This window comes from Pseudomonas fluorescens (assembly GCF_902497745.1).
In the GTDB taxonomy this organism is placed as follows: Bacteria; Pseudomonadota; Gammaproteobacteria; order Pseudomonadales; family Pseudomonadaceae; genus Aquipseudomonas; species Aquipseudomonas fluorescens_BM.
In genome coordinates this window covers 68,989-95,523 of sequence record NZ_CABVHJ010000001.1, presented here as the reverse complement: position 1 = coordinate 95,523, position 26,535 = coordinate 68,989, and the positions used below count along the sequence as shown (strand labels likewise).

The 26,535-nt window shown below is 60.0% G+C and carries 25 protein-coding genes; 8 read left to right on the top strand and 17 right to left on the bottom strand.

The genetic code is table 11. The features are described from left to right. Positions 1-152: 152 nt before the first annotated feature. From F8N44_RS00475 to F8N44_RS00455, 5 genes are all read right to left on the bottom strand, one after another. Complete coding sequence (locus tag F8N44_RS00475; protein WP_150648920.1) at positions 153-1,385, bottom strand: multidrug effflux MFS transporter; 1,233 nt, start codon at positions 1,383-1,385, stop codon at positions 153-155. Then, the gene (locus F8N44_RS00470) at positions 1,378-2,355 is read right to left on the bottom strand and encodes a diiron oxygenase (RefSeq protein ID WP_150648919.1); all 978 of its coding nucleotides are present in this window, start codon (positions 2,353-2,355) and stop codon (positions 1,378-1,380) included. The genes F8N44_RS00475 and F8N44_RS00470 overlap by 8 nt, the downstream gene beginning before the upstream one ends. Beyond that, the gene (locus F8N44_RS00465; RefSeq protein ID WP_150648918.1) at positions 2,352-3,425 is read right to left on the bottom strand and encodes a SagB family peptide dehydrogenase; all 1,074 of its coding nucleotides are present in this window, start codon (positions 3,423-3,425) and stop codon (positions 2,352-2,354) included. Before F8N44_RS00465 ends, F8N44_RS00470 begins: the two co-directional genes overlap by 4 nt. A gap of 435 nt (positions 3,426-3,860) precedes the next feature. Beyond that, entirely contained in the window at positions 3,861-5,057 is a 1,197-nt protein-coding gene (locus F8N44_RS00460; RefSeq protein ID WP_150648917.1) for a class I SAM-dependent rRNA methyltransferase, read from the bottom strand. A gap of 188 nt (positions 5,058-5,245) precedes the next feature. Next, complete coding sequence (locus F8N44_RS00455; RefSeq protein ID WP_150648916.1) at positions 5,246-5,785, bottom strand: type 1 glutamine amidotransferase domain-containing protein; 540 nt, start codon at positions 5,783-5,785, stop codon at positions 5,246-5,248. A 227-nt stretch (positions 5,786-6,012) separates the two neighbouring features. On the opposite strand from F8N44_RS00455, the gene F8N44_RS00450 reads away from it, so the two are divergent. The 3 genes from F8N44_RS00450 (at position 6,013) to F8N44_RS00440 (ending at position 8,043) form a co-directional block, all read left to right on the top strand. Beyond that, the gene (locus F8N44_RS00450) at positions 6,013-6,825 is read left to right on the top strand and encodes an HDOD domain-containing protein (RefSeq protein ID WP_191630843.1); all 813 of its coding nucleotides are present in this window, start codon (positions 6,013-6,015) and stop codon (positions 6,823-6,825) included. Between the two features lie 12 nt (positions 6,826-6,837). Next, positions 6,838-7,650, top strand: a complete 813-nt coding sequence (mutM, locus tag F8N44_RS00445; RefSeq protein WP_007913582.1) for a bifunctional DNA-formamidopyrimidine glycosylase/DNA-(apurinic or apyrimidinic site) lyase — start codon at positions 6,838-6,840, stop codon at positions 7,648-7,650. A 69-nt stretch (positions 7,651-7,719) separates the two neighbouring features. After that, the gene (locus tag F8N44_RS00440; protein WP_150648914.1) at positions 7,720-8,043 is read left to right on the top strand and encodes a multidrug transporter; all 324 of its coding nucleotides are present in this window, start codon (positions 7,720-7,722) and stop codon (positions 8,041-8,043) included. Between the two features lie 131 nt (positions 8,044-8,174). On the opposite strand, the gene F8N44_RS00435 is transcribed toward F8N44_RS00440, so the two are convergent. The 5 genes from F8N44_RS00435 to F8N44_RS00415 all read right to left on the bottom strand — a co-directional run bounded on the left by F8N44_RS00435 (position 8,175) and on the right by F8N44_RS00415 (position 12,876). Next, entirely contained in the window at positions 8,175-8,426 is a 252-nt protein-coding gene (locus F8N44_RS00435) for a YfhL family 4Fe-4S dicluster ferredoxin (protein ID WP_003195146.1), read from the bottom strand. Between the two features lie 102 nt (positions 8,427-8,528). Next, a complete protein-coding gene (coaD, locus tag F8N44_RS00430) occupies positions 8,529-9,008 on the bottom strand; it encodes a pantetheine-phosphate adenylyltransferase (RefSeq protein ID WP_003229157.1) in 480 nt (159 codons plus the stop codon). Positions 9,009-9,123: 115 nt separating this feature from the next. Then, entirely contained in the window at positions 9,124-10,719 is a 1,596-nt protein-coding gene (locus F8N44_RS00425) for a GMC family oxidoreductase (protein ID WP_150648913.1), read from the bottom strand. A gap of 133 nt (positions 10,720-10,852) precedes the next feature. After that, a complete protein-coding gene (locus F8N44_RS00420) occupies positions 10,853-11,398 on the bottom strand; it encodes a twin-arginine translocation pathway signal protein (protein ID WP_150648912.1) in 546 nt (181 codons plus the stop codon). Positions 11,399-11,427: 29 nt separating this feature from the next. After that, the gene (locus F8N44_RS00415) at positions 11,428-12,876 is read right to left on the bottom strand and encodes a coniferyl aldehyde dehydrogenase (protein WP_224794722.1); all 1,449 of its coding nucleotides are present in this window, start codon (positions 12,874-12,876) and stop codon (positions 11,428-11,430) included. A 128-nt stretch (positions 12,877-13,004) separates the two neighbouring features. Between F8N44_RS00415 and F8N44_RS00410 the strand changes: the two genes are divergently transcribed. Both F8N44_RS00410 and F8N44_RS00405 read left to right on the top strand, forming a co-directional pair. Further along, complete coding sequence (locus tag F8N44_RS00410) at positions 13,005-13,676, top strand: TetR/AcrR family transcriptional regulator (RefSeq protein WP_007913599.1); 672 nt, start codon at positions 13,005-13,007, stop codon at positions 13,674-13,676. A 33-nt stretch (positions 13,677-13,709) separates the two neighbouring features. Next, positions 13,710-14,564 carry a sulfurtransferase gene (locus F8N44_RS00405; RefSeq protein ID WP_150648910.1) on the top strand — a complete coding sequence of 285 codons (855 nt, stop codon included), beginning with the start codon at positions 13,710-13,712 and terminating at the stop codon, positions 14,562-14,564. Between the two features lie 102 nt (positions 14,565-14,666). Here the strand turns inward: F8N44_RS00405 and F8N44_RS00400 are convergent, their stop codons facing one another. From F8N44_RS00400 to F8N44_RS00370, 7 genes are all read right to left on the bottom strand, one after another. Continuing rightward, a complete protein-coding gene (locus F8N44_RS00400; RefSeq protein WP_150648909.1) occupies positions 14,667-15,509 on the bottom strand; it encodes an AraC family transcriptional regulator in 843 nt (280 codons plus the stop codon). Continuing rightward, entirely contained in the window at positions 15,506-16,513 is a 1,008-nt protein-coding gene (locus F8N44_RS00395; protein ID WP_224794711.1) for a hydrolase, read from the bottom strand. Before F8N44_RS00395 ends, F8N44_RS00400 begins: the two co-directional genes overlap by 4 nt. A gap of 67 nt (positions 16,514-16,580) precedes the next feature. Further along, positions 16,581-18,074, bottom strand: coding sequence for a M16 family metallopeptidase (locus tag F8N44_RS00390; protein WP_150648907.1), 1,494 nt, complete (start codon positions 18,072-18,074; stop codon positions 16,581-16,583). Continuing rightward, positions 18,067-19,410 (bottom strand): M16 family metallopeptidase, encoded by a 1,344-nt coding sequence (locus tag F8N44_RS00385; protein ID WP_150648906.1) that lies wholly within the window; start codon positions 19,408-19,410, stop codon positions 18,067-18,069. The genes F8N44_RS00390 and F8N44_RS00385 overlap by 8 nt, the downstream gene beginning before the upstream one ends. A 102-nt stretch (positions 19,411-19,512) precedes the next feature. Then, on the bottom strand, positions 19,513-20,115 hold the full coding sequence (rsmD, locus tag F8N44_RS00380; RefSeq protein ID WP_150648905.1) for a 16S rRNA (guanine(966)-N(2))-methyltransferase RsmD: 603 nt from the start codon (positions 20,113-20,115) through the stop codon (positions 19,513-19,515). After that, a complete protein-coding gene (locus tag F8N44_RS00375) occupies positions 20,115-21,602 on the bottom strand; it encodes a M16 family metallopeptidase (protein ID WP_150648904.1) in 1,488 nt (495 codons plus the stop codon). Before F8N44_RS00375 ends, rsmD begins: the two co-directional genes overlap by 1 nt. Further along, positions 21,595-22,950 carry a M16 family metallopeptidase gene (locus F8N44_RS00370; RefSeq protein WP_141126259.1) on the bottom strand — a complete coding sequence of 452 codons (1,356 nt, stop codon included), beginning with the start codon at positions 22,948-22,950 and terminating at the stop codon, positions 21,595-21,597. The genes F8N44_RS00375 and F8N44_RS00370 overlap by 8 nt, the downstream gene beginning before the upstream one ends. A gap of 344 nt (positions 22,951-23,294) precedes the next feature. Between F8N44_RS00370 and ftsY the strand changes: the two genes are divergently transcribed. Genes ftsY through ftsX form a run of 3 tightly spaced genes read left to right on the top strand, consistent with a single transcriptional unit; the run spans position 23,295 to position 26,526 of the window. Next, positions 23,295-24,836, top strand: coding sequence for a signal recognition particle-docking protein FtsY (ftsY, locus tag F8N44_RS00365; protein ID WP_150648903.1), 1,542 nt, complete (start codon positions 23,295-23,297; stop codon positions 24,834-24,836). Continuing rightward, on the top strand, positions 24,833-25,504 hold the full coding sequence (gene ftsE / locus F8N44_RS00360; RefSeq protein WP_008065082.1) for a cell division ATP-binding protein FtsE: 672 nt from the start codon (positions 24,833-24,835) through the stop codon (positions 25,502-25,504). The genes ftsY and ftsE overlap by 4 nt, the downstream gene beginning before the upstream one ends. Next, positions 25,501-26,526: a permease-like cell division protein FtsX gene (gene ftsX, locus F8N44_RS00355; RefSeq protein WP_150648902.1), complete on the top strand. Its 1,026-nt coding sequence runs from the start codon at positions 25,501-25,503 to the stop codon at positions 26,524-26,526. Before ftsE ends, ftsX begins: the two co-directional genes overlap by 4 nt. Positions 26,527-26,535: the final 9 nt, after the last annotated feature.

Sequence of the window (26,535 nt, the reverse complement as noted above, 5' to 3'; positions counted from 1 at the left end):
CGGGATCGCCGCTGGTCTCAGCCTGAGCTCATAAACCCGCCGGGGGATGAATGGCGATGAATCAGCCGATTCTACACCGCTGGCGTCTGGAGGGAATGGCGCAAAGCGTTGTTCCAGTGCAGACGGCGTGTATGGAATGACGGCCGGCAGATTTAATCACCACCGGACCGCACTGCGGCATTGGCTTCATGCTCTCTGGCGCGACGGCTGAGCTTGTTGTTGAGTACCAGCGCTATTGCGCTCAGCAGCACAAAACTGTAGCCCAGCGTTGATTGCAGATTGACCGGACTGAGGCTGATCAATGCGCTGATAAGTCCTCCACAAATAAAGATGATCGTGCTGCCCGCCGAGGCCGAAGTCCCGGCGTTTTCAGGAAACAGGCCCATGGCCCGCGAGGTGGCGGCAGGTCGTGCAATGGTGGTGCCGGCGGTGCAGATCAGCATCGGGATCAGCACGGTGACGGGGGCCAATGCATGGTTGGCCGACAGATATAGCATCGCCATTCCCGACAGCAGTATCAGGCTCAGCCCGGCGAAGATTTGCTGAACAGGTGCAATGCGTCGATTCAATACGGCAGCGAGGATGCCGCCGACAACATAGGCAGCTCCGTAAACCAGCAGAATCAATGAAAAGTCATAAGGCGCGAGTTGCAGTTGATCCATGAAGATCAGCGGCGAAATAACGATGAACGAGAAGTGGCAGGCAAATGCAAACGCCGAGATCAGCCAGTAGCCGACGAATTCGAAATCCCCCAGTACCCGTCGGTACGACTGAATGAAACCGAGTCGCGCAGCACTGTAGGTCGGACGGCTGTTGTGCAAAAACAGCCAGGCCTTGATCAGCACCATGGCGGACAACGCGGTAAACACCCAGAAGCTGCCGCGCCAGCCGAGTGTGGCTTGCAGAAAGGTCCCGGCCAGCGGCGACACCGAGATGAAAATCCCGGTAGCCGTGACCATCAGGATACGCAAACGGTCGCGCTCCTCGCCTTCGAACAGATCCTGTACCAGCGCCTGGGACAGCACGAAACAGCCACAGCCCAAGGCCTGCATCACCCGGAATACAAGGAATAGCGTGTAATCGGAGGTCATGACGCAACCGAGCGCTCCCAGCATCGACACGCTCATGCCGGCGAGTAACAAGCCTTTGCGCCCGATCACGTCCGAAAGCGGGCCGATCAGGACCTGGGCAAATGCGATCCCCACGGCGAACAGGCTGATGGACAGTGCGATATCCGCCGGTGAGCTGCGAAAGTGTGCCGCCAATGCTGGAAATGAAGGCAGCAGAACATCCAGTGGAAACACGCCTAGCAGCACCATGGCCAGCAACAGGCTGACAGCAGCGCGGCGCTGCGTTGTGGTTGCCACGGGTTGTCCTTTATCCATCGATCAGTCCTGCCTTGGCAAAAAGTTTCTGGTTATGAGGAAGTGCGAAAAAACCGGCCTTGCGCAGTGCGTCCAGCGTTGCAATGGAGCCTGATCGTGCGCGTGCACGATTGGCGTGCGCCGTTGCCATGCCGCCGATGATGTCCCTCACATCGCTGTCGGCAATGCCTGCTCCTCGCAAACTCTGTTGCAGCCAGTGTTCGTCGACCTCGAAAAAAATCCCGATGATCTCCAGCAGTGTTTTGCTGACAAACAGGCGCTGGCGGCTGTTCATGGACAGCCAGAAGTAATGGAACACCTCGGCGAAGTAACGACTGTGGCGGGCTTCATCAGTCAGGTGGTCGCGCAGCATGTCACTCACGCTGGACACCAGGCTGTCGCGACAGACGTCCAGCAGCTCCCGGGCGATGATGGTCTCCGAGACGAAACCGAGCAGAAACCATGCCAGTGGTCGGTTCTTCTCCGGTGTGCGAGCGATCAATGCGTTAAGGCGGGTGATGCGCTTTGGAATCGCCGGACGTCCGGTGATCCCGTAAAAGCTGGCGATCTGCTCAGCGAGTCGATTGGAGAACAGTGCGTGGTAACCCTCATCGGTGTAGAGCTGCAGCGCCGCGTGTTTCATTGCCAGAGGCACGTAGATGGGCAGTTCACGGTGCACGATGACTTCCACTGCACGATTGACGATGCGGTGTTCGAGCAGGGTGGTGTAATCGAGAAAGTGCACCAGATGGTTGGCTGACAGCCGGTGCAGCACATCACGCCCGGCGGCTTGAATGGCCGGATGTGCCAGATAGGGCAGAAACGCAGGTGGAAACCAGTGGCGGGTTTGCAGTTGCAGCGGCACATCGTCGGGCAATTGATAATCATGGGTACTGCTGCGCACGGAAGCACGGCTCGCCCAATCGCCCAAGGTGAATTTGAGTGCCCATGACACTGGCGCTTCATCCGGGTCCGCAATTGACTGGCTCATGCCTGCCCCTCGCGCAACAGTTCGCGCATCTCACTGCACATCACCTGTCCATCGCTTTCTCCGCAGCCAACAAAAAACAGTGGTTGTTCAGCGCTACCCTCGAGATTGAGGAGCGCTTCGACCTGACGGTCGGCAAATGCCCCGGTCAGCCAGGTGTTGAGGCCCAGTGCCGTGGCGACCAGTTGAAAGGTTTGCGACAGGTGGCCGGCTTCAACGAAGGCCATGCGATAGGCCCGCGAGTGTTCATATTTCCACCAGAGCCGGTCAAAACGGGCAGTGATGAACAACCCCAGTGGCAGGTTGTTGATGAAGTGTTGGCCGCCGAGCAATTGGCCCAGGGCGGATTCAGGCAGCGAATTGACCCGGCTCAGGGAATGATCGACCGGATGGTAGGCATAAATGCCGGGCTCCAGGTCAACGACATTCCGGGCCAGCAAGAAGCCTTCGCAGGCGTTCAGGCCTCCACCGGAAGGGCTGCTTCGACGAGCACCAAGGCCTGTGGCGATGCTGTCGTCGCTATCCTGTTCGCGTTCGTGCAGATAGCCGAGAGAAAGGTAGAGCAGAGTGCCGACGTCATTGAGCGTCATCGCTGCACCGGTGTAGCTGCGACAGGTTTTGCGCTGGAGCAGTGCACTTTGCAGGCTGTCATTACCCAGCGCGCACGGAGCAGGTAGGGCAATGCGTTGCTCAGGTTCAAGCTGCGGGCAGTCGTTTGCGGGAGGAGGAGTGGCCAACACCTCATTGCAGTGCGCCAGATATTGTCTGGCCCACTCATGGATGTTCTGGGGGGGATGTTCGCAGGGAATATTTTGCGTGCCGATATGATAAATCTTTGACAGTTCGTCCCAGCCCCATTCTGGAGTGTCTATTTTTGAAACGGTTAGTATGTCCGCGTTTAATAATCGTATGTCTATTATGTTATCGGTGTCGAAGAGGTCTGGCTTGTTTATTAGTTGGGCGAGGCGAGAGGCGTAGTTCAGGTCGAGCTCGTGTTGAGTATGGTTTTTATAGTTCCATACAATTTGTCCAGGCGAACGCGGCAATATAAACAGATAAGGATTGATGTGCATGTGGGTCGATTCACTCTGGATAAAGTCGAAAGGACGCCGGGTTGCCGGCACTCCCCGGCGTCCTGACTCACTTAGCGGGCTTTAGGGGCAACCAGAAAAGCCAGGTTTGCGATTTTTTTACTTTCCAGAGAAATACTTTTCATGATGTGAACTCCTTGTTCATTGATAGTTGAAGTCACCTTGTGGTGACAACTTCATAATAGTTTGTAATGGATTATTGGCAAGAGGATATTAAGTAGGAAATTTCCAGTAATTTTGTCGGAGTAGTCTTTAGTCGGAAATAAACTTGTAGGGAAAGTTTCGGTAATTAAAAGGCGTAAGGAAATATCCTGCACGTTAACGCGAAAATAATTGTAGGAAGTGTTGGGGAATAACGAAGGGAGGCATCGCGAAAAACAAACGGGGAGCCTGCTGGCTCCCCGTCAACCGCATGAATCAGCTGTTGGGCAGCAGGCGGCAGGTGATGCTCTTGATGTAACGGGTTTCGGCAATGGCCGGGTGTACCGGATGATCCGGGCCCTGACCGCCACGCTCCAGCAACTGGATGTTGCGATCCAGGTGACGGGCGCTGATCAGCAGGATGTTCTGCAGGTCATCTTCCGGCAGGTGCATCGAGCATGACGCGCTAACCAGGATGCCGTCCTTGTTGAGCAGGCGCATGGCTTGTTCGTTAAGGCGGCGGTAGGCGCCTTCGCCGTTCTTCATGTCTTTCTTGCGTTTGATGAACGCTGGCGGGTCGGCAACGATCACGTCGAAGCGCTCTTCGCTGGCCTTGAGCTCTTTCAGGGCTTCAAAGACGTCGCCTTCGATGCAGGTCATCTTGTCGGCGAAGCCGTTCAGTGCAGCGTTGCGCTCAACACCATCGAGGGCGAAAGCCGACGCATCGACGCAGAACACTTCGCTGGCGCCGAATGCGGCAGCCTGTACACCCCAACCACCGATGTAGCTATAGAGGTCAAGGACGCGTTTGCCTTTGGCGTAAGGGGCCAGGCGTGCGCGGTTCATGCGGTGATCGTAGAACCAGCCGGTTTTCTGGCCCTGAATGACCGGGGCTTCGAACTTCACGCCGTTCTCTTCCAGCTCCACCCACTCCGGCACCAGGCCGAACACGGTGTCGACGTAGCGATTGAGGCCTTCGGCGTCGCGCGCGGCGGAGTCGTTCTTGAACAGGATGCCGCTTGGCTTGAGCACTTGGGTCAGCGCGGCGATCACGTCTTCTTTATGCGCTTCCATGGTGGCCGAAGCGATCTGTACGACGAGGATGTCGCCGAAACGGTCGACGACCAGGCCTGGCAGCAGGTCGGAATCGCCGTAGACCAGACGGTAGAACGGCTTGTCGAACAGGCGCTCGCGCAGCGACAAGGCCACGTTCAGGCGGTGCACCAGCAGCGATTTGTCCAGTTGTACCTTGATGTCGCGCGACAGCAGGCGAGCGCAGATCAGGTTGTTCGGGCTCATCGCCACGATGCCCAGCGGTTTGCCGCCAGCGGCTTCGAGGATGGCCTGGTCGCCGGCATTGAAGCCGTGCAGTGGCGTGGCGGCTACATCGATTTCGTTGCTGTAGACCCACAGATGACCGGCGCGCAGGCGACGGTCGGCGTTGGCTTTGAGGCGCAAGCTAGGCAGGGACATGACGTCGCTCCGGAAAAAAGAGCGGGAGTATAACGTGTTGCGACTTGTGTCGGGTTTGATGAGCGATGAAACGCTGATGGCCCCTTCGCGAGCAAGCTCGCTCCCACAGGTGATTTGTGGCGGACACAAGACCAGTGTGGGAGCGACGGTGCGACGATTCGACTTGATCGCGAAAGCGGTTGTGAATGCTACGCCGTCAGTGCGTCGATCAATTCTCGACTGAACGCCGGAATATCATCCGGCTGCCGGCTGCTGATCAAGTGACCGTCCTTGACCACTTCTTTGTCGACCCAGTTGGCCCCGGCATTCACCAGGTCATCCTTGAGCGTCTTGTAACTGGTCATGGTTTTGCCGTTGACCAGCCCCGCCGAGATCAACAACCAGCCGCCATGGCAGATCACTGCGATCGGTTTGCCGGCAGAGGCGCCGGTCTTGACCAGGTGCTGGGCGTCCTGATCGATGCGGATGGTGTCGGAGTTCTGCACGCCACCCGGCAGGACGATCGCGTCGTACTGCTCGCTGCTGGCGCCCTGGAACGTCTGGTCGACCTGGAAATCGTCCGCCGGTTTGTCGTGGTTCCAGCCTTTGACCTTGCCGGCCTCGGCCGAAAGGATGTCGACCTGCGCGCCAGCCTGCTCCAGCGCTTGCTTGGGACCTGTCAATTCAACCTGTTCGAAACCATCGGTTACCAAAAAAGCGACGCGCTTGCCGTTGAGGGAAGTGGCCATCGATAAGCTCCTGAGTCTGTGGGAATTTGTTGCCGCGTCAGACAGAAACTGCCCATCGCGCCATACAAAATCCGAAGCCTGAGCTTGAATGAAAGTTCCTCCGATATGCCCGTCGGTGTGTCGCCCTGCGATTTCACCGGTTAGAATCGCCGCCTGTCCCAGAGTGTGTACTTATGTCCCAAGAGCTGACCACCGAACAGATTCAACAATCGCTGCAAGGCATCAGTGTGCCGGCGCAACCGCAGATCATGGTGGATCTGCAAATGGAGCAGTACATGCCCGACCCGGACCTGGAGGTGATCGCCAGGCTGATCGCCCAGGATCCCGGCTTGTCCGGTGCGCTGCTGAAAATCGTCAACTCGCCGTATTACGGCTTGAGCAACAAGATCACCTCGATTCAGCGCGCGGTGAACCTGCTGGGCAGTCGTTCGATCATCAACCTGATCAACGCGCAGTCGATCAAGGGCGAGATGAACGATGACACCATTGTCACTCTCAACCGCTTTTGGGATACCGCCCAGGACGTGGCGATGACATGCCTTACGCTGGCCAAACGCGTCGGCACTCAGGCGGGTGACGAGGCGTATGCCTTGGGCCTGTTCCACGATTGCGGCGTGCCGTTGATGTTGCAGCGGTTCCCCAATTACATGACGGTGCTGGAAACGGCTTACGCCAACGCCAGCGCCGAATGTCGGGTGGTTGACACCGAGAACAGCGAGTTCAACACCAACCATGCGGTGGTCGGTTATTACACCGCCAAGTCGTGGCGCCTGCCGGAACACGTCAGTGCGGCCATCGCCAATCACCACAATGCCCTGGCGATCTTCAGCGATGAATCGTCGCGCAACAGTCAGCTGAAAAACCTGCTGGCGATCCTGAAAATGGCCGAACACATTTGCGCTTCGTATCGGGTATTGGGCAACCAGACCGAAGATTTCGAATGGAACGCCGTCGGGCCGCTGGTACTCGACTATGTAGGACTGTCGGATTACGACTTCGAAACCCTCAAACAAACGATCCGCGACCTCGGCGCGCATTGATCCGGGAACGCCATGCCTGAACTGCCGGAAGTCGAAACAACCCGTCGCGGGATTGCCCCGCACCTGGAAGGCCAACGTGTCAGTCGGGTGATCGTGCGCGATCGGCGATTGCGCTGGCCGATTCCCGAGGATCTCGATGTGCGCCTCTCGGGGCAGCGCATCGTACTGGTCGAACGTCGTGCCAAGTATCTGTTGATCAACGCCGAGGTTGGCACGCTGATCAGTCATTTGGGCATGTCGGGCAATTTGCGTCTGGTCGAGGTCGGGTTGCCGGCGCTCAAACACGAACACGTCGATATCGAGCTGGAGTCGGGACTGGCGCTGCGCTACACCGACCCGCGACGTTTTGGCGCGATGTTGTGGAGCAATGATCCACTCAATCATGAACTGCTGATTCGTCTCGGCCCGGAGCCGCTGACTGATCTGTTCGATGGCGAGCGCTTGTTTCAGCTGTCGCGCGGGCGGTCCATGGCGGTCAAGCCGTTCATCATGGACAACGCAGTGGTCGTGGGCGTCGGTAATATCTATGCGACCGAAGCGCTGTTTGCTGCCGGGATTGATCCGCGCCGCGAGGCAGGAGGGATTTCCCGGGGGCGATACCTGAAGCTGGCGATCGAGATCAAACGCATTCTTGCCGCTGCCATTGAGCGTGGCGGTACGACATTGCGGGATTTCATTGGCGGTGACGGTCAGCCGGGCTATTTCCAGCAGGAGCTGTTTGTCTATGGCCGTGGCGGTGAACACTGCAAGGTCTGTGGCACAGGCTTGCGTGAAGTGAAGCTGGGTCAGCGTGCCAGTGTGTTCTGCCCGCGCTGCCAGAGCTGAGGCAAATAGCTGAAAAAGTCCTACGGTCTATAGTGAGTTGTCTCACTGTTAAGCCCGAAGGATCGTGCCATGAAGTCCTTGCAAGTCCTCGTTGTTACGCTGCTGCTGTGTTCCAGTCTGGCTGTTCAGGCCACGGAAAACGGCAGCGGCGATCCGCGTTACACCATCCAGAATCCCCCGGCCTACGCGATGATCGGCGACTTGCTGATTGCCCGACCTTTATTGGTGGTGGCGACGGTGATCGGTGCGGGCGCGTTTGTCGTGTCGTTACCGTTTACCGCGCTGGGTGGCGGGATCGGCGATGCCGGGCAGGCGCTGGTGGTGGATCCGGCGAAAGCCGCTTTCGTGCGGTGCCTGGGGTGTACGGGGGAGGGGTTTGAGCAGCGTGAGTAAGCTGATCAGGATTCTGCAGTGAAGCTGACGGCCCTTTCGCGAGCAAGCTCGCTCCCACATTCGAACGCATTTCAATGTGGGAGCGAGCTTGCTCGCGAAGAGGCCCGAAAGAGCACTACATATCCGGCGGATCAGGCCTTGCCGGTAATCTTGCGGTATTTCTCCATCAACTGTTCTTCAGTCTCCGGATGCGCTTCGTCCAGCGGAATGCAATCCACGGGGCAAACCTGCTGGCATTGCGGTTCGTCGTAGTGGCCGACGCACTGGGTGCACAGGTTCGGGTCGATCACGTAGATCTCTTCGCCTTGGGAAATGGCGGCGTTCGGGCACTCGGGTTCGCAGACGTCGCAGTTGATGCAATCGTCGGTGATGATCAGGGACATGCTAACTCCAGCCGGGGCGGCAGGCCCGGGCGCAATAAACCAATGCGCGCAATTGTGCCGCATTGGCGCCCGCAGTGCACGCGGGCGCCGTTTGAACGGTCGTTACTTCTTGAAGCGCAGGGTCAGCGCGTCAGCCACGGCCGGGTGGACGAATTTGCTGATATCGCCACCCAACGCGGCAATTTCCCGCACCAGCGTCGAGGAAATGAACGAATAACGCTCGGACGGCGTGAGAAACAGGCTCTCCACATCCGGGGCCAACTGGCGGTTCATGTTGGCCAGCTGGAATTCGTATTCGAAGTCCGACACCGCGCGCAGACCACGCAGGAACACATTGGCGTTCTGCTCTTTGGCGAAATGCGCGAGCAGCGTCGAGAAACCGACCACTTCCACGTTCGGCAGGTGTTTGGTGACCTCGCGAGCCAGTTCGACCCGTTGTTCCAGCGGGAACAGCGGGTTTTTCTTCGGGCTGGCAGCGACCGCGATAATCACGTGATCGAACAGGCGCGAGGCGCGTTCGACCAGATCGCCATGGCCCTTGGTAATAGGGTCGAAGGTACCTGGGTACAACACTCGGTTCATCGCGTCGTCCTGGCGGGAGTCCGTTGGGGAGTCGGATGGTATCGCAGCCGTCCCGGTCGGCCAAGTCGCCTGTTGGGTAAGAAAGCACTATAGACGATCGCGATAATGGGTTTTTTCACGGGTTTCTCAGCCGATCGGCGAGGGAAGTCGCCAGTTGCGCGGTCAGGCCATACACCGACAGCTGCGGGTTGGCGCCGATGCTGGTGGGGAACAGTGAGCCGTCATGGATCGACAGATTAGCCAATTGATGATGCCGGCCGAGACTGTCGGTGACTGCGTTTTTCGTCTCTTCGCCCATCGCGCAACCGCCCATGACGTGAGCGCTGCCCAACCGAGTGCGGTACAGCTCAAGGCTCAAACCGTCGATCAGCGTGCGCGCTTCGGCCAAAGTTTTTACGTAACGGGCGTCGGCGTGCATCGGCATTACCGATTTCGCACCGCCGGCGAACTGGATTTCGGCCATGACATGAAAGGCCCGGCGCAGGCCGTCCCAGGCGTAGGGCGAAACATGATAGTCGAGCACTGGCGAACCATCGCCCCGCAACTCGACTGCACCGCCCGTGCTGTCCGGGTGAAAGCCGTCGCGCAGCAAGGCCAGCATGGCGTGGGTGTGCGGCAGGTCAGCCATGTGTTGCGCACTTTCCTCACCAAAGCCGCCGAGCAGGGTGGCCGCCAGTGCCGGGTGCAGCGGTGGTACCTCAAGCTTGAAGGCCATCGGCCCGGTGGTGCCGTCCTTCCATTGGAAATGATCGGAATAGATCGACTGCGGCGCCCCGTAGAAAGGGTTGATGACGTCATCGAAGCGCGCGGCGGACATGTTCACCGGGTGCAGGAAGGTGCGTTTTCCCAGGTTTTCGTGCGGATCCGGCGCGTCCGAACGCAGCAACAGCGCCGGGCTATTGATGCCACCGCCGGCAAGCACGTAATGCCGCGCCTTGACGCTGATCTTGCGCCCGGTCGGTTCAACACAGCGCTCATCCATCGCCACGCATTGCAGGCCAGTGACTTTGTCGCCGCTGATCAGCAGCTTCTCCGCGCGGGCCAGATAAAGCAGCTCGCCGCCCTTTTCCAGGGTCGCCGGAATCGTGGTGACCATCATCGATTGTTTGGCGTTGGTTGGGCAGCCCATGCCGCAATAGCCAAGGTTCCAGCAGCCGCGCACGTTGCGCGGGATCACGTGCCAGCTGTAACCGAGCTGTTCGCAGCCTTTGCGGATCACGTCGTTATTGGCGTTGGGCGGAACCATCCACGGTGCGACGCCGAGGCGTTGTTCCATTTTCTCGAACCACGGTGCCATCTCGGCGGGGCTATGGCCTTTGACGTTGTGTTCCTTGGCCCAGTGTTCGAGTGTCGGCTCCGGGGTGCGAAAGCTCGATGTCCAGTTGATCAGCGTGGTGCCGCCGACCGCGCGTCCTTGCAGGATGGTGATTGCGCCGTCCTTGCTCATGCGACCGATGCCTTCCTGATAGAGGCTGCTGTAGGCCTGGTCTTCAAGCATTTTGAAATCGGAACTGGTTTTCAGTGGGCCTTCTTCGATCAGCAGCACTTTGAAGCCGGCGGCGCTGAGGATTTCGGCGGTGGTGCCGCCACCGGCGCCGCTGCCGATGATCGCCACGTCGGCTTCCAGGGTCAGGTCGTCGCTCAGTTGTGCGCCGTTGTAGGTTTTCCAGCCTCGGGCGAGGCCTTCGCGGAACGGGTCGGGTACGGGCATCGATCAGGTTCTCTTTATTATTTTTGGATGCGGCGGTGTGGCGGCCGACCACTTCGCGAGCAGGCTCGCTCCCACATTTGAAATGCATTTTCCTGTGGGAGCGAGCCTGCTCGCGAGGGTCGCGCCACTAATCTCAAACGGCAGGCGGGCCGGGATAACCGCAATGGGCCCACGATTCTGCGCGGGTGTACCAGGCCATCATCACCATCTGCTGCAACGAGCTATGCCCCATGCGCAGCAGGCTCAACGAGCTGTTTTCCCAGCGATCAAGAAAATGCTGCATCGCTTCGGCACTGGCATTTTCCCAACTGCCCCAGATCCCGGTAAGTGGCCCGCGCGTCACGGTCATGCCGAGGACGTCGAATAGTTGCCGGATGAGCTTGAGCATTTCCGGCGACAGGTGATCGAGGCTGTAGTCCAGCGAGTTGAGCGTGCCTTCAACAGCGCCCGGCATCTTCTCGGCCGCCACGGCGCCGTCGAGCATCACCGGAATCAGTGCGCGCAGAAACAGCAGATCGCCGTCGCGCAACGACACAAAACCGTTGGCCGCGACGCTCGACGAGCAGCCGCTGAGGCTGGCGCCGAGTCCGGCAGTGGCGAGGAATGCCGTGGCGCCGAGGCTGAATTTCAGCAGGCCACGGCGTGACAGGGCAGGTGTTTCGGTCAGGCTTGGGTGCATTGTTTTTATTACCCGGCGGTCACGAATGTTTAGCGAATGAACAGTTTCTGGATCAGTTTCTGAATCGATTTGCCGTAGGGCGGGTAAATCAGTCGGGCTGCGTTGAACCGCTGTTTGATCAGCACGCCTTTGGCTTTACTGAAGGTCAGGAAGCCTTCGTGGCCGTGGTAATGGCCCATACCGGAAGCGCCGATGCCGCCGAACGGCATGTCGTCCTGCGCCACATGCAGCAACGTGTCGTTCAGGCACACGCCGCCGGAATGGGTTTCGTGCAGCACGCGGTTCTGTTCGCGTTTGTCGTAGCCGAAGTAGTAAAGAGCCAGAGGTCGTGGCCGCTGATTGATGTAAGCAAATGCCTGCTCCAGATCCTGATACGGCACGATCGGCAGCAGCGGGCCGAAGATTTCGTCCTGCATCACGGTCATCTCGTCGCTGACATTCAGCAGCACGCTGTGCGGCATGCGCCGACCCTGACCCTGCTCGAACAGCGGAATCAACAGCGCACCCTTACTGGTCGCGTCGCTGACGTAGCCGTTGAGCCGCGCCAATTGGCGTTCGTTGATGATCGCCGTGTAGTCCGGATTGTCGGTGAGTGTCGGATAAAAACCCTGAACGGCCTGGCGATAGGCTTCGACGAAAGCGCCGACCCGATCTTCCGGCACCAGCACGTAATCCGGGGCAACGCAGGTCTGACCGGCGTTGAGGGTTTTACCGAAGGCGATGCGCTCGGCAGCATCCTTGAGCGGCACATCGCGGGAGACGATGGCCGGCGACTTGCCGCCCAGTTCCAGGGTCACCGGCGTCAGGTTTTCGGCAGCGGCGCGCATCACGTGTTTACCGATGCTGGTGGCGCCGGTGAACAGCAAGTGATCGAAGCGCAGGCGGGAGAACGCTACGCCGATGTCGGCTTCACCGAGCACCACGCAGACCAGGTCTTCGGGGAAAATTCGCGCGAGCAGTTCTTTAAGCAGCTGGCCGGTGGCCGGGGTCGATTCGCTGAGTTTGAGCATCACCCGGTTGCCCGCCGCCAAGGCGCCGACCAGCGGGCCGACGGCCAGATACAACGGGTAATTCCACGGCACGATGACGCCGACTACGCCAAGGGGTTGATATACCACTTTCGCCGAGGCCGGCTGGAACGCCATACCGACCTTGCGTCGCGAGGCTTTCATCCAGCCTTTGAGATGACGGCTGGCGTAATGAATGCCGTGCAGGCTCGGCATCAGCTCGGCGAGCAGGGTTTCGTCGGCGCTGCGATGACTGAAATCGGAGCTGATCGCTTCGATCAAGGCCTGACGCTCGTTGCTCAGCAAATCACTCAGTGCCTTGAGCCATTGCTGGCGCTGAGCGGCGGGCGGCATCGGATTGGCGGCATACGCAGCCCGCTGCGCCTCGAACAACCGGTCCAGCTCGGCCAGGGGTTGTTGCAGCGTTTGCAGGTAGGCAATGTCGGCAGTCATGGTCTGCTCCGGATTTATTGTAGTGATGAACTTTTTAGAGTCTATGCTCTAGAAAGTCAAATGACTTCCTTGCACAGCAGTGTTTTATCCATTTCCGGTTAGGTCGTAAGATGCCCCCCAACGCACTCTGAATTAAAGCTCAAGCCATGGCCCCACGAATAAAAACCAGCGAGCGTATCGTGCTGAACAGCCTTGAACTGTTCAATCAGCAGGGCGAGCGCAGCATCAGCACCAATCACATTGCTGCCCACATGGAGATTTCTCCGGGCAACCTGTACTACCACTTCCCCAACAAGCAGGCGATCATCGCCGTGTTGTTCAGTGAGTACGAAAGCCTCGTCGACAGTTTTCTGCGCCCGCCGCAGGGGCGTGCGGCGACCGTCGAAGACAAGCGTTTCTATCTCAAGGAACTGCTCTCGGCGATGTGGCGCTACCGCTTTCTGCACCGCGATCTCGAGCATCTGCTCGACAGCGATCCGGAGCTGGCGGCCCGTTATCGGCGCTTTTCCCAGCGCTGCGTGATCCAGGGCGCGGCGATCTACGAAGGTTTTGTCGCCGCCGGGATTCTCGATATGGATCGCGTGCAGATCGAATCGCTGACCCTCAATGCCTGGATCATCCTGACGTCGTGGGTGCGCTTCCTGTGCACCACCCGCGAAAACTCCAACCACCTCAGTGAGCAGGCCATTAAACGTGGCGTGTACCAGGTGCTGGTGCTGGAGGCCGGGTTTGTCACCGAGCAGGCGCGTGACGAGGTCAATGCGTTGTTCGAGGAGTTCTACGTACCGCTGGCCCAGGCCCTCGAAGACGTGAAATAAACCGTTCTGTTGAAATCCCTCAGGAGCCCCGTTATGCCGATTGCGCAACTGATCAGCCCCCAAGCACTGGATGCCCGCAAGGCGCAGCCGGGGCTGGTGATTCTCGATTGTCGTTTTGCCCTCGAAGATCCGGACTACGGGCAGCGCAGCTATGCCGAAGGGCACATAGCCGGGGCGAGCTTCGCTGATCTTGAGCGTGACCTCAGCGGTAAAGCGATCAAAGGCGTGACTGGCCGTCACCCGTTGCCCGAGTCGGCGGCGTTGATCGAGCGACTGCAAACGTGGGGCATCAATAATGACAGCGACGTGGTTTTGTACGACGACGGCCCCGGTGCTTACGCAGCGCGGGCGTGGTGGTTGCTGGCGTGGCTGGGCAAGCTCGAGGGTGTGTTCATTCTCGATGGCGGGCTCAAGGCTTGGCATGCGGCGGGGCTGCCGCTGAGCCTGGATGCGCCGACGGTCAGTCGCGGCACTTTCAGTGGTCAGCCGGATATGAGCCTGCTGATCAGCGCCGAAAAATTGCAAAAGCGTCTTGGCCAACCTGCGTTGACCTTGATTGATGCTCGGGCTTTGCCGCGATTCAAGGGTGAAGTCGAGCCGATTGATCCGATTGCCGGACATATTCCCGGCGCGCAATGCGCGGCGTTCACCGACAACCTCGGCAGCGATGGGCGATTCCTGCCGGCGGATCAACTCCAGCAGCGTTTTGCCGAGAAGCTCGGTGAACGTTCGCCAGCGGATCTGGTGGCTTATTGCGGTTCTGGCGTGACGGCGTGTCACAACCTGTTTGCGTTGTGTCTGGCGGGTTATCCGTTGGCGTCGTTGTATGCCGGATCGTGGAGCGAGTGGATCAACGAACCGGCTCGCGGCATCGCCACCGGCGAATAATCAATACCTGTGGGAGCGAGCCTGCTCGCGAAGGCGTCGGATCAGTCGACATTAATGTTGAATGAACAACCGCTTTCGCGAGCAGGCTCGCTCCCACATTGGTTATTCGTTGTCTGAAGGAAATTGTCGGGCGCTGCGGTACGCGGCGGGCCCGACGCCATAAGCCTGCTTGAACTGCCGGCTCAAATGGCTCTGGTCGGCAAAGCCCAGTTGCGTGGCGACCTCCACGGGCAGGCAGCCGTGTTGCAGAAGTGCGCGAGCCTGGGCGATGCGTTGCTGCATCAGCCAGGTATGCGGCGGCATGCCGGTGGCGCGGCGGAACACCCGGGCAAAATGGAAGGGTGACAGGTTGACCGCCGACGCCAGCTCTTCCAGTGACGGTGGCGCCGTCAATCGCGCGTGCAACAATTCCTTGCCCAGCAGCACCGCGCAGTGTTCCTTGCCGGCTCGACCGGGCACCGGCACTGCCGCATGGCGCTGCAACAGCAGCAACATCATCTCGCGCCACACCGTTTGCTGTTGCAGCGCGGTGGCCGGGCTTTCGAGCAAACGATGCAATTGCGCAAAGCCGTTGACCAGATCCGCATCGCGATACAGCGTGGCGCCGAACGCCGGCAGGTTGGTGGTGGACAGCTCCAGCTCATCCAGCAATGAAACGATTTGCGAGGTATCGGGATAAAACGCCCGATACAGCCAGCCGTCCTCAGTGCCTTTGTGCCCGGTGTGCAACTCGTCCGGATTGATCAACACCAGCGTGCCGCTGCCGGCCAGATGTTCGGCGCCGCGATAGCGATAACGCTGGGCGCCGGCCATGATCATGCCGATCACGAATCCGTCGTGCACATGCGGGGCGAAACGATGCTCGATGTAGCGCGCCGACAACAACTCGACCCCGGCCAGTGGCGCGGTTTGCCAGAAATGGATCGACTCGCCCTGATCGCTCATGCAGGCACGCGCGCCAGCCACTGTGGGATGCGTCGTTCCAGATAATAACCGGGCTGGCGCAGCGAGCCATCGACGAAGCCAACGTGCCCGCCGCGCATCTGCAATTCAAATGCAGTCGAGGCCGACAGCTCACTGGCCTGCGGCAAACTGTGCGGGAACACGAACGGATCGTCCGCCGCCTGAATGATCAGGGTCGGCGTGCGGATCTCACCGAGGAAATAGCGGCTCGAGGCGCGACGATAATAATCCTCGGCATCATTGAAACCGTGCAACGGCGCGGTCACCCGGCCATCGAAATCCCAGAAGGTGCGCATGTTATCCAGCGAACCGAGGGCCGCCAGCGCGGCAAGTCCGTCTTCACGCCCGTCATGCTGAAACTGCCGCTGCTTGTTCTTGATGTAGGCGACCATTTCGCGCATGAAGTGTGCTTGATAGACCTTGGAAAATCCCTGGCCGATGCGGTCGGCGCATTGATCGAGGCGAAACGGCACGGACACCGCCACAGCGCCGAGTACGCCACTGGCGCTACCGGTTTCGCCCAGATGTTTGAGCAGCACATTGCCGCCCAACGAATAGCCAACGGCATACAACGGTGCCAACGGTCGCTTGGCGCGCAGGTGTCTGATGGTTTCGGCGAGGTCTTCGCTGGCGCCGGAATGGTAGCTGCGCGGCAGCAGATTCGGTTCGCCCGAACAACCGCGCCAGTTCAGCGCAACACTGGCCCAGCCTTGATCGGCCAGCGCCTTCTGGATTCCAGCGACATACGGCGAATTGGAGGATCCGGTCAGGCCATGCAGCACCAGTACCAGTGGCGCATCCGCCATGTGCGGGCCGTGCCAGTCGAGGTCGAGAAAGTCGCCATCCTCAAGCCACAGGCGCTCGCGCTCACGTTCGATATGCACGGTTTTGCGCCACAGCGGTCCCCACAAGGTTTGCAGATGCGGATTGCCCAAACCGAAGGCGGGATTGAAGCGTGTGTGGGGCGTAGGAGGCGATGGTTGCACGGCGGATCTCGACAGGTCTTGCATAAAGCACAGAGCGCTCGGGCGGCGAACGCTCTGGATGGAAGAACTAACTTGCCACAAAGCCCGGATTGACGCGACACATGCCCTTGTCGGTCTGACCGGAAGGCAAGGTCACAGGTGGCGGCAATGGCTGTTGCTCGACACTCGCCCCGGCAGTGACAGATAACCAACGGTCTGTCGACAAATGCCGGTTGAGGGCGAGCTTGATGTCCTCGCGGGTGAGTCGCTGTACTTGTTGCAGGGTGTAGTCCAGATCGAGGGGCAGGTCGTAGCGATTGATTTGCACCAGCCTGGCCAGTATCTGCCGATTGCTGGCGCTGTTCAGCACATGCTTATTGGCCAGTCTGTGCTGGAGTTGTCTGAGTTCCTCCCGGGTCGGCCCCTCTCGCAGGAAATCGTTCAACAGGACGCGCACCTCAGCGACGACCGCCTCACTGAACTGACTGCCAGTTTGCAAGTTGATGGTCAGTATTCCCGAGCCTTGCGCCCAGTCCTTGCCTTCGCTGTAGACGTCATATACCAGGCTGCGCTTGTGTCGCAGTTCAGTCATCAGCCGGCTGTTGCCGCCACCGCCGCCCAGTATTTCGCTGGCGGCATACAGCGCGGCGTAATCGGAATGCCGTCGCGGTACGCTCGGTTGAGCGAAGACAATGTGGGTTTGACGTTGCGCGAGCTCGATATGACTGCTCATGACGGTGCCGGGCGTTGTTTCTGCGGAGGCTGTGAAGGTGTCGGCGGCTGAGGGCAAGGCGTTACTGATCTGCAGGCTGATCTCCTGCGCTTGTTCCACGGACAGATCGCCCACCAGCGTGATCTGCGCATGGTTTGCGGCATAGTAACGGCGGTGGAAATCCTGCACGGCAGCGCGAGTCACAGCGCTCAACCCCGCCTCGGTGCCATAGACCGAATGGCTGAAAGGGCTGTCCGGCGCCAGCATTGCCTTGATCCCTTGCTCCGCCTGTAGCCCGGCATTTTTCCTCTGTTCGGCGAGAGCGGCACGCAATTCGTTTTTGACGGGTGTCAGGCGCTCTTCGCTGAGCAGCGGCTCGCTGAATACCTGCGTCAGCAAATTGAGCGCCGGCGTTCTTTTGGCGGGATCGCTCAGGCTACGCAAAGAGAAATCGGCGCGATCGTGATCAATGTCCATTTCCAGTTGCGCGCCAAGACCGTCGAAGGTTTCGATGATCGCGGACAGATCCTTGCCAGGCACACCTTCGTTGAGCAGGGCAAACGTCGTGGCGGCCAGGCCGGGCACGGCGCCATCCCGAGCACTGCCCGCGGCGAAGCTGATGTGGATATCGAACATCGGCAGAGCGGCGGTACGAACGAACAGCACTTTAGCGCCTGTCAGGGTCTTCCAGGCTTTGATCTCCAGAGCGCGTGGCTTGAACGCAAGCTTTTTGACTTCAACGAGTGACTGCAGGCGCGCCGTTTGCACCTGCGCAGGCCTTTCATCGGCCCAGGCCACAGTCGCGGTCAGGCAAATCATCAATTTCAGGCTGGGCAGCGCCAGGCGGAAGGGGAGCCAAGACTTATTCATTGGCAGATCCCTTCAATACATGCGCAACGCTCATGCGCTTACGGGTCAGCCAGGTGGCGGCGGCCTGGCGGATGTCCTGCGGAGTGACTTGTGCAAGTGCAGCGGCATCTTCATCGAGCAAGCGCCAAGGCACATCAATGGCCTGTAAGGTAGACAGCCTTCGGGCCTGCTCTTCGATCGAATCCTGTGCGTAGACTTGCTGCGCGATCAGTTGGGTGCGCGCCCGTTCAAGGTCTTCCAGCGAGGGTGGCGTCGTGTGCATCTCCTCGATCAATTGCCAGACTCGCAGCTGCGCGCCATCGAGATCGGTCAGCGGCGGATCGGCGAGTTCGGCCGTCAACAGCAGCAGGCTGTCGCCTCGGGTCCGTTCGTCGTATTCAGTGTTGATCCGGTTGAACAGGCGCTCGGTAAACTGGAATTTCTTTTGCAGTCGCGCACCCTGGGCGCTACCCAGAATCACATTGATCAGACGCAATGCCTGCACGGTACGCGGATCTTGCGCCGTGGCCAGGCCGGGGATGTTGAATGCCATGAGCAGGCGCGGGGTGTGGACGGGCGCGCGCAGGACCAGTTTACGTTCGCCGGGTTGCTTGAGTTCCACCGGCCTCAGAAGACGTGGGACGGCGCGCTTGGCGAGTGCGCCAAAATAACGTTCGGCAAGTGGTTTTACCTGCTCCAGCGTGACGTCCCCGACGATCACCAGCACTGCATTGCCCGGGGCGTATCGGCTCTGATACCAGTGGCGCAGTTCGCCGACGTCCCCGGTTTGCAAATCGTGCATCCAGCCGATGGGGGGCGTGCGATAGCTATTGGCGAAGTGAGCCAGTGCGGTGAAATGTTCCAGTACGGCGGCGTCGACATTGTCGTCGGTACGCAGATGGCGCTCTTCACGAATGATCGCCATTTCTGCTGCCAGGTCTTCGGCGTTCAGCCGGGCAGTAGACATCAGGTCGGCCATCAACTCGAAGGCGACCCCGAGATAGTGCGGTGCGAGGGTCTGGTAGTAGCCGGTGAAGTCGCGGGTGGTAAAGGCGTTTTCCACTGCGCCCAGCGACTCAAGAATGACTGAGGCTTCTTCGGCGCAGGTTTTGCTGCTGCCTTTGAAGAGCATATGTTCGAGGGTGTGCGAGAGTCCGGTCTGCCCAGGCGCCTCATCACTGGAGCCGACCTTGAAGAGCAGATGCGCAGTGGCGAGCGGGGCGCGGTGATCTTCGCGCACGAGCACTTGCAGACCGTTGTCCAGAGTGAATTGATGAGTCGGCGGTGGCGAGGCTGCCAGAGACAACAAGGGGGTCAGACAGAGAAATAGCAGTATCCGACTGCAGAAGGTGTCCATACGTGAATTGTCCTCAGTGGTTAACGCAGGTTGCGACAACCACTGTGGCGATCTTCGATGGACAAGGTGCGGTAACTATCTACCGCACGTGACGCGGATTTTTCAGGCGTTGCGCTGCCACAACGCGTAATACACGCGACCAGACTTCTGTTCGCGGTGCAGGCGCCAATTGGCAGGCAGGCCGAGGGTCGAAGGTGCTGTTTCGCTTTCGGTGTACACCCACGCGTCGTCAGCCAGCCATAGCCGCTCCTCAAGCAGGGCGCAAACCGCCGGCAACAGGTTCTGGTTGAACGGCGGATCGAGGAACACCAGGTCGAACGGTGTTGCGGTCTGGGTTTCCAGATAACGCAGCGCGTCGGCGGTCTGCACCTGACCGTTGGTGCAGCGCAGGGTGCCGAGGTGTTCCTTCAGGCTGGAGACGGCGATGTTGCTGGCGTCCAGCGCCTGACCCATGGCCGCGCCGCGGGACAGTGCTTCGAGAAACAGCGCGCCGCTGCCGGCGAACGGGTCGAGTACCTTGGCCCCTTCAACGTACGGCGCCAGCCAGTTGAACAGGGTTTCACGCACGCGGTCCGGCGTCGGGCGCAGGCCCGGCGCGTCGGGGAAGCTCAGTTTGCGGCTGCGCCATTGGCCGCCAATGATGCGCAACTGGTTCACACCGTTGTGGACGTTTTGCGCAGGTTTTTTAGGCGATCGGGTAGCCATTAGTGCTCCGGAACCCCGAGCGGTTGCTCGGCAGGTTTATCAGATGGGGCCGGTAACGGCTTTTGCAGCACGGTCGGGCCAGCGGTGACGATGACCATTTTGTCCGTGCTCAGGTGTTTGTTCAGGGCGTCGCGGACTTGCTCCACAGTCAGGCTCTGCGACTGACGCATGAAGTCGTCCAGATAGCTCAACGGCAGATTATAGAAGCCCATGGCGCCAAGTTGGCCAACGATATCGGCATTGCTTGCGGTCGATAGCGGGAAGCTGCCGGCCAGCTCGCGTTTAGCGTCGTCGAGCTCCTTCTGCGTCGGGCCGGTTTTCAGGTAGTCGGCGAGCACGTCCTGCACCAGTTTCAGGGTGCCTTCGCTCATTTCCGCGCGAGTCTGCAGATTGATCATGAACGGCCCACGTGCCTGCATCGGGCTGAATGCCGAGTACACGCCGTAGGTCAGGCCGCGTTTCTCGCGCACTTCGCTCATCAGGCGCGTGCCGAAACCGCCGCCACCGAGGATCTGGTTGCCCATCGACAGCGCCGCATAATCCGGATCGTCACGATCGATGCCCAACTGCGCGAGCATCAGGTTGGTCTGCTTCGACGGGAACTCGATGTGGTTGATGCTGGCCTTCGGTTCCTGCGGCTGAGCGATCTTCGCCAGCGCCGGGCCTTTCGGCAGCGCGGAGGAGACCTGATTGGCAATCGCCTCGGCTTCCGTGCGAGACAAGTCACCGACCAGCGCAATCACCACATTGCCAGCGGCGTAAGCCTTGGCGTGGAACTCACGCAATTGCTCTAGGGTGATTTTCGGAACGCTCTGCGGATTGCCGTCGCTGGAATGCGCGTACGGGTGATCGCCGTACAGGCGCTTCATCAGCTCGAGGCTGGCGAGTTTGCCGGGGTTCTGTTTCTGGTATTCGAAACCGGCGAGCATCTGGTTCTTGATGCGCGCGAACGAGTCGGCCGGGAAGGTAGGTTTGCCGATGACTTCCGAGAACAGCTTCAAGGCCGGTTCGCGTTTGTCGGCAGCACTCAGGCTGCGCAGCGAGGCCAGCGCCATGTCCTTGAACGCACCGTTGCCGAAATCCGCCCCCAGGCCTTCAAAGCCCTGAGCGATGGCGCCGACGTCTTTGCCGGCGACACCTTCGTTGAGCATGGCGTTGGTCAACACCGCCAGACCCGATGCGCTGCCGTCCTGGCTGCTGCCGGCGGCGAAGATCAGGCGCATGTCGAACATCGGCAGCTCATGCGCTTCGACGAACAGCACTTTGGCGCCTTCGGCGGTGTTCCAGGTTTGCACATCAAGCTTGCGGCTGGCCGGGGCCTTGCCGTCGAGCTCAGCCAGTGATTGCAGCTTTTGGCTGGTCTTGGCGTTGTCGAGGGCTTCGCTGGCATTGCTGTCAGCGCCTGGCGTCAGGTACAGCGCGGCAGAGCCGATTACCGCCACGGCGATCAGGCCGAGTAGCAGGCGTGGGGATTTGCGCTTACTCATGAGTCGTCTCCAGTGGCAGGACGTGGGCGACGCTGAGACGTTCGCGGGTGAAATACAGCTTGGCGGCGTTCTGGATGTCTTGCGGGGTCACGCTTTCCAGATCGGCCAGTTCGGTGTCCATCAGTTTCCATGACAGACCGACGGTTTCCAGTTGGCCGATGGCGGTGGCCTGGCTGGTGATCGAATCACGTTCGAAGACCAGGCCGGCAATCACTTGTGCACGCACGCGCTCCAGTTCTGCGGCGGACGGCGCGGTGGTTTTCAGCTGCTCCAGCAACTTCCACAGACCGGCCTCGGCTTGCGCCATGGTCTTTTTCTTTTGCGTATTCGGGGTTGCCGACAAGGTGAACAGGCTGTCGCCACGGGTGTAGGCGTCGTAGCTCGACGAACCGCCGGAAACCAGCTCTTCACCGCGCTCCAGTTGCGTCGGAATGCGCCCGCTGTAACCGCCGTCGAGCAGCGCCGAGATCAGGCGCAGGGCGTTGACCGAGCGTTTGTCTTCAGCCGTGGCGATGCTTGGCACGTTGAAACCGAGCATCAGGCTCGGTAGCTGAGTCTGCACGTGCAGGGTGATCTGGCGTTCGCCGGGCTCGGCCAGTTCCAGCGGTTTTTTCGCCGGTGGTACGTCGCGCTTGGCGATCGGGCCGAAATAGCGTTGAGCGAGGGTTTTCACCTCGTCCGGGGTCACGTCGCCGACCACCACCAGCGTGGCGTTGTTCGGCACATACCAGGATTGATACCAGTGGCGCAGCTCTTCGACCTTCATGCGGTCGAGGTCGGCCATCCAGCCAATGGTTGGCGTGTGGTAGCCGCTGGCCGGGTAGGCCATGGCCTTGTAGCGCTCGTAAGCCTTGGACATCGGCTTGTCATCGGTGCGCAAGCGGCGCTCTTCCTTGATGACTTCGATTTCCTTGGCGAACTCGTCGGCCGGCAGGCGCAGATTGGCCATGCGGTCGGCTTCCAGTTCGAAGGCTACGCCCAGACGGTCGCGAGCCAGCACCTGGTAATAAGCGGTGAAGTCGTCGCTGGTGAAGGCGTTCTCTTCGGCGCCCAGATCACGCAGGATCAGCGACGCTTCGCCGGGGCCGACTTTCTCGCTGCCCTTGAACATCATGTGCTCAAGCGCGTGGGATAGACCAGTCTGGCCCGGGGTTTCGTAGCTGGAACCGACCTTGTACCAGACCTGCGAAACCACCACCGGCGCGCGATGGTCTTCGCGCACAACGACCTTGAGGCCGTTGTCGAGGGTGAATTCGTGGGTTGGTTGCGGGTCGGCCGCCAGGGCCGAAAGGGGCAGGCAGACTGTGCTGAGCAGCAGGCCTGCAGCGCGGCGGGCTAGAGCATTCATTCGTTTTTTAACCTGTTGGGCTGCCCGCTTGGTCTTAGCCTAGGCGGGCGAGGAGGTGCTAGGATACTGATCCGTTTTACCGGCGACCACGCCTATCAGGTTTTGGAACTTGATCAGGCTGAATGGGTTCGCGGCGCAAAGCAGTGTTTTACTTACTAAACTCCGCGTTTTCGCCGATTTTTACCGGTTTAGACCTTCGTGAAAACGACCTTTGAGGTGCCTGTGGCACCTCGACAAAATGTTGCGCGTGAACAAGCTGGATGAAACACAGTCTGTTCTGCATCGAATATTTATTTGCCGGGGCGCCCTTATGGCGCGTCGCTACCGTGAGATAGCCGTCCTCCATGTTTGGTTCCAACGACGACAAGAAGACCCCAGCTGCGGCTGGCGAGAAGAAAAGCCTGTTCGGATGGCTGCGTAAGAAACCGCAGGAACCCGTCGTCGAACAGCCGCCCGCGATTCCTGAGCCTGCGCCGGAACCTGCTCCGGTTATAGAAGAAGAGCCGGCACCGATCGTGCTGCCGATTGCCGAGCCGGTGTTGCAGCCGGTTGAGCCAGAGCCTGTGCCCGAGCCGGAAGTGCCAGTGGCGGCGGAATTGCCGCTGACCCCGGCGGCCGAGCCGTGGCTGACCTTACCAGTGGCGGAAGAGCCGGTCGCGTTGGTTGAAGAGGCGGCGCCGCACATCACCCCAGAGATTCCTGCGCCTGCTGCATTCGTTCCAGAGGTTGCTCCGGCGCAGGTGGTTGAGCCGGTTGTCGAGCCTGCGCCGGTTGTTGTCGAGCCTGTTGCGCCCGTGTTTGTTGCGCCAGCTGTCCAACAGCCCGAGCCGGAGCCGGAGCCGGAGCCCGAGCCCGAGCCTGCATCTGCACCTGCACCGGTTGTCGCTGCTCCTGTTACTCCAGTTGAAGTGATTGCCGAGGCCCCAGTCGAAGCCCCGCGCACCGAAGAAACCAAAGCCGGTTTCTTCGCCCGCCTCAAGCAAGGTCTGTCGAAAACCAGCGCCAGCATCGGCGAAGGCATGGCCAGCCTGTTCCTCGGCCGCAAAACCATCGACGACGATCTGCTCGATGACCTCGAAACCCGTCTGCTGACCGCCGACGTCGGCGTCGAAGCCACCACGCAAATCATTCAGCGTCTGACTCAGAAGGTCGCCCGCAAAGAGCTGGCCGACGCCGACGCGCTGTACAAGTCCCTGCAGGCCGAACTGGCCGCGATGCTCAAACCGGTCGAACAGCCGCTGAAAATCACCTCGCAGAACAAGCCTTTCGTGATTCTGGTGGTGGGCGTCAACGGCGCCGGCAAGACCACTACCATCGGCAAACTGGCGAAAAAGCTGCAGCTGGAGGGCAAGAAAGTCATGCTGGCCGCCGGTGACACCTTCCGCGCCGCTGCCGTGGAACAGTTGCAGGTCTGGGGTGAGCGCAACAAGATCCCGGTGATCGCCCAGCACACTGGCGCCGACTCGGCTTCGGTGATCTTCGACGCCGTGCAAGCTGCCAAAGCTCGCGGTATCGACGTGTTGATCGCTGACACCGCCGGTCGTCTGCACACCAAAGACAACCTGATGGAAGAACTGAAAAAGGTTCGCCGCGTAATCGGCAAACTCGACGCCGATGCGCCGCACGAAGTGCTGCTGGTGCTCGACGCCGGTACTGGCCAGAACGCCATCAACCAGGCCAAGCAATTCAACCAGACCGTCGAACTGACCGGCCTGGCGCTGACCAAGCTCGACGGTACCGCCAAGGGCGGGGTGATCTTCGCCCTGGCCAAGCAGTTCGGCCTGCCGATCCGCTACATCGGCGTCGGTGAAGGCATCGACGATTTGCGTACCTTTGAAGCCGAACCCTTTGTCCAGGCACTGTTTGCCGAGCGGGAGCGTTCATGATTCGTTTCGAACAGGTCGGTAAACGCTACCCGAACGGTCACGTCGGCTTGCATGAGCTGAGCTTTCGAGTCCGTCGTGGCGAGTTCTTGTTTGTCACCGGCCACTCCGGTGCCGGTAAATCCACGTTGTTGCGCCTGTTGCTGGCGATGGAACGTCCGACCAGCGGCAAGCTGCTGCTGGCCGGGCAAGACCTGAGCACCATCAGCAACGCGCAGATTCCGTTCCTGCGCCGGCAGATCGGCGTGGTGTTCCAGAATCACCAGTTGCTGTTCGATCGCACGGTGTTCAACAACGTCGCCTTGCCGCTGCAGATTCTCGGGCTGTCCAAGGCCGAAATCGCCAAGCGTGTCGATTCGGCGCTGGAGCGCGTGGCACTGTCGGATAAAACCGATCTGTATCCGGGCGATCTGTCCACCGGTCAGCAACAGCGCGTCGGCATTGCCCGCGCCATCGTTCACCGCCCGGCCTTGCTGCTGGCGGACGAACCGACCGGTAACCTTGACCCGCGTCTGGCGGCCGAGATCATGGGCGTCTTCGAAGACATCAACCGTCTGGGCACCAGCGTGCTGATCGCCAGTCACGACCTGGCACTGATCGCGCGCATGCGTCACCGCATGCTGACCCTGCAACGCGGCCGATTGATTGGCGACGGGGAGGCCGGAGAATGAGTGCGACACGCAGTCCGAAGGTTTCCGAGCGCGTGGCCCCGAAAGCCGCCGATCCGCAGCCGCCGAAGAAGAAAAAACACGACGAAGACGATGGCCCGGACTTCGCCACGCTGTTCCGTGCCTGGGTCGAAAGCCATCGCGCCAGCCTGCTCGACAGCCTGCGCCGTCTCGGCAAGCAACCGATCGGCAGCTTCTTCACCTGCATGGTGATGGCGGTCGCGCTGAGCCTGCCGATGGGCCTTTCGCTGTTGCTCAACAACGTCGAGCGTCTCGGCGGTTCGTGGCAGCGTGCGGCGCAGATCTCGCTATACCTGCAACTCGACGCCAGCCCGGAGCAGGGCGAGTCGTTGCGTGAACAGATTAAAGACATGCCCGGCGTAGCTGATGCTGAATATGTCGGCCGTGATCAGGCGCTGGAAGAGTTCCAGCAACAGTCCGGACTGGGCGAAGCCCTGCGCGAGCTGCCGGAGAACCCGTTGCCGGGCGTAGTGCTGGTGACGCCGAACGAAGTCGACAAGCCAACCCTGGAAGCATTAAGACAAAAACTTTCCGAGCTGCCCAAGGTACAACAGGCGCAACTTGATCTAGTCTGGGTCGAGCGTCTGGCCGCCATCCTCAAGCTTGGCGATCGTTTTGTTTTCGGTCTGACGGTGCTTTTGGTTTCTGCATTACTTTTGGTGATAGGCAATACCATTCGTCTTCATATTGAAAACCGCCGCACCGAGATAGAAGTGATTAAACTCGTCGGCGGCACTGACAGCTATGTGCGTCGTCCCTTCCTTTATATGGGCGCGCTATATGGCTTCGGTGCGGGACTGTTGTCCTGGGGTGTATTGGCGTTCGGCCTGAACTGGCTGAACGATGCGGTGGTTGGGCTGGCCGGCTTGTACGGCAGTGATTTCGCGCTGGCCGGAGTGCCAGTTGCCGACGGTCTGTCGCTCTTGCTTGGCGCGGTGCTGTTGGGTTATATCGGTGCATGGATTGCAGTCGCACGCCATCTCAGGGAGCTGGCGCCGAAGTAGAATCTTTTT

What these genes read in the sequence shown, in the direction of transcription:
- F8N44_RS00475 (WP_150648920.1), bottom strand. Translation starts at nt 1,385, where the DNA reads ATGGATAAAGGACAACCCGTGGCAACCACAACGCAGCGCCGCGCTGCT.
- F8N44_RS00470 (WP_150648919.1), bottom strand. Translation starts at nt 2,355, where the DNA reads ATGAGCCAGTCAATTGCGGACCCGGATGAAGCGCCAGTGTCATGGGCA.
- F8N44_RS00465 (WP_150648918.1), bottom strand. Translation starts at nt 3,425, where the DNA reads ATGCACATCAATCCTTATCTGTTTATATTGCCGCGTTCGCCTGGACAA.
- F8N44_RS00460 (WP_150648917.1), bottom strand. Translation starts at nt 5,057, where the DNA reads ATGTCCCTGCCTAGCTTGCGCCTCAAAGCCAACGCCGACCGTCGCCTG.
- F8N44_RS00455 (WP_150648916.1), bottom strand. Translation starts at nt 5,785, where the DNA reads ATGGCCACTTCCCTCAACGGCAAGCGCGTCGCTTTTTTGGTAACCGAT.
- mutM (WP_007913582.1), top strand. Translation starts at nt 6,838, where the DNA reads ATGCCTGAACTGCCGGAAGTCGAAACAACCCGTCGCGGGATTGCCCCG.
- F8N44_RS00440 (WP_150648914.1), top strand. Translation starts at nt 7,720, where the DNA reads ATGAAGTCCTTGCAAGTCCTCGTTGTTACGCTGCTGCTGTGTTCCAGT.
- F8N44_RS00435 (WP_003195146.1), bottom strand. Translation starts at nt 8,426, where the DNA reads ATGTCCCTGATCATCACCGACGATTGCATCAACTGCGACGTCTGCGAA.
- coaD (WP_003229157.1), bottom strand. Translation starts at nt 9,008, where the DNA reads ATGAACCGAGTGTTGTACCCAGGTACCTTCGACCCTATTACCAAGGGC.
- F8N44_RS00425 (WP_150648913.1), bottom strand. Translation starts at nt 10,719, where the DNA reads ATGCCCGTACCCGACCCGTTCCGCGAAGGCCTCGCCCGAGGCTGGAAA.
- F8N44_RS00420 (WP_150648912.1), bottom strand. Translation starts at nt 11,398, where the DNA reads ATGCACCCAAGCCTGACCGAAACACCTGCCCTGTCACGCCGTGGCCTG.
- F8N44_RS00410 (WP_007913599.1), top strand. Translation starts at nt 13,005, where the DNA reads ATGGCCCCACGAATAAAAACCAGCGAGCGTATCGTGCTGAACAGCCTT.
- F8N44_RS00405 (WP_150648910.1), top strand. Translation starts at nt 13,710, where the DNA reads ATGCCGATTGCGCAACTGATCAGCCCCCAAGCACTGGATGCCCGCAAG.
- F8N44_RS00400 (WP_150648909.1), bottom strand. Translation starts at nt 15,509, where the DNA reads ATGAGCGATCAGGGCGAGTCGATCCATTTCTGGCAAACCGCGCCACTG.
- F8N44_RS00390 (WP_150648907.1), bottom strand. Translation starts at nt 18,074, where the DNA reads ATGAATAAGTCTTGGCTCCCCTTCCGCCTGGCGCTGCCCAGCCTGAAA.
- F8N44_RS00385 (WP_150648906.1), bottom strand. Translation starts at nt 19,410, where the DNA reads ATGGACACCTTCTGCAGTCGGATACTGCTATTTCTCTGTCTGACCCCC.
- rsmD (WP_150648905.1), bottom strand. Translation starts at nt 20,115, where the DNA reads ATGGCTACCCGATCGCCTAAAAAACCTGCGCAAAACGTCCACAACGGT.
- F8N44_RS00375 (WP_150648904.1), bottom strand. Translation starts at nt 21,602, where the DNA reads ATGAGTAAGCGCAAATCCCCACGCCTGCTACTCGGCCTGATCGCCGTG.
- F8N44_RS00370 (WP_141126259.1), bottom strand. Translation starts at nt 22,950, where the DNA reads ATGAATGCTCTAGCCCGCCGCGCTGCAGGCCTGCTGCTCAGCACAGTC.
- ftsY (WP_150648903.1), top strand. Translation starts at nt 23,295, where the DNA reads ATGTTTGGTTCCAACGACGACAAGAAGACCCCAGCTGCGGCTGGCGAG.
- ftsE (WP_008065082.1), top strand. Translation starts at nt 24,833, where the DNA reads ATGATTCGTTTCGAACAGGTCGGTAAACGCTACCCGAACGGTCACGTC.
- ftsX (WP_150648902.1), top strand. Translation starts at nt 25,501, where the DNA reads ATGAGTGCGACACGCAGTCCGAAGGTTTCCGAGCGCGTGGCCCCGAAA.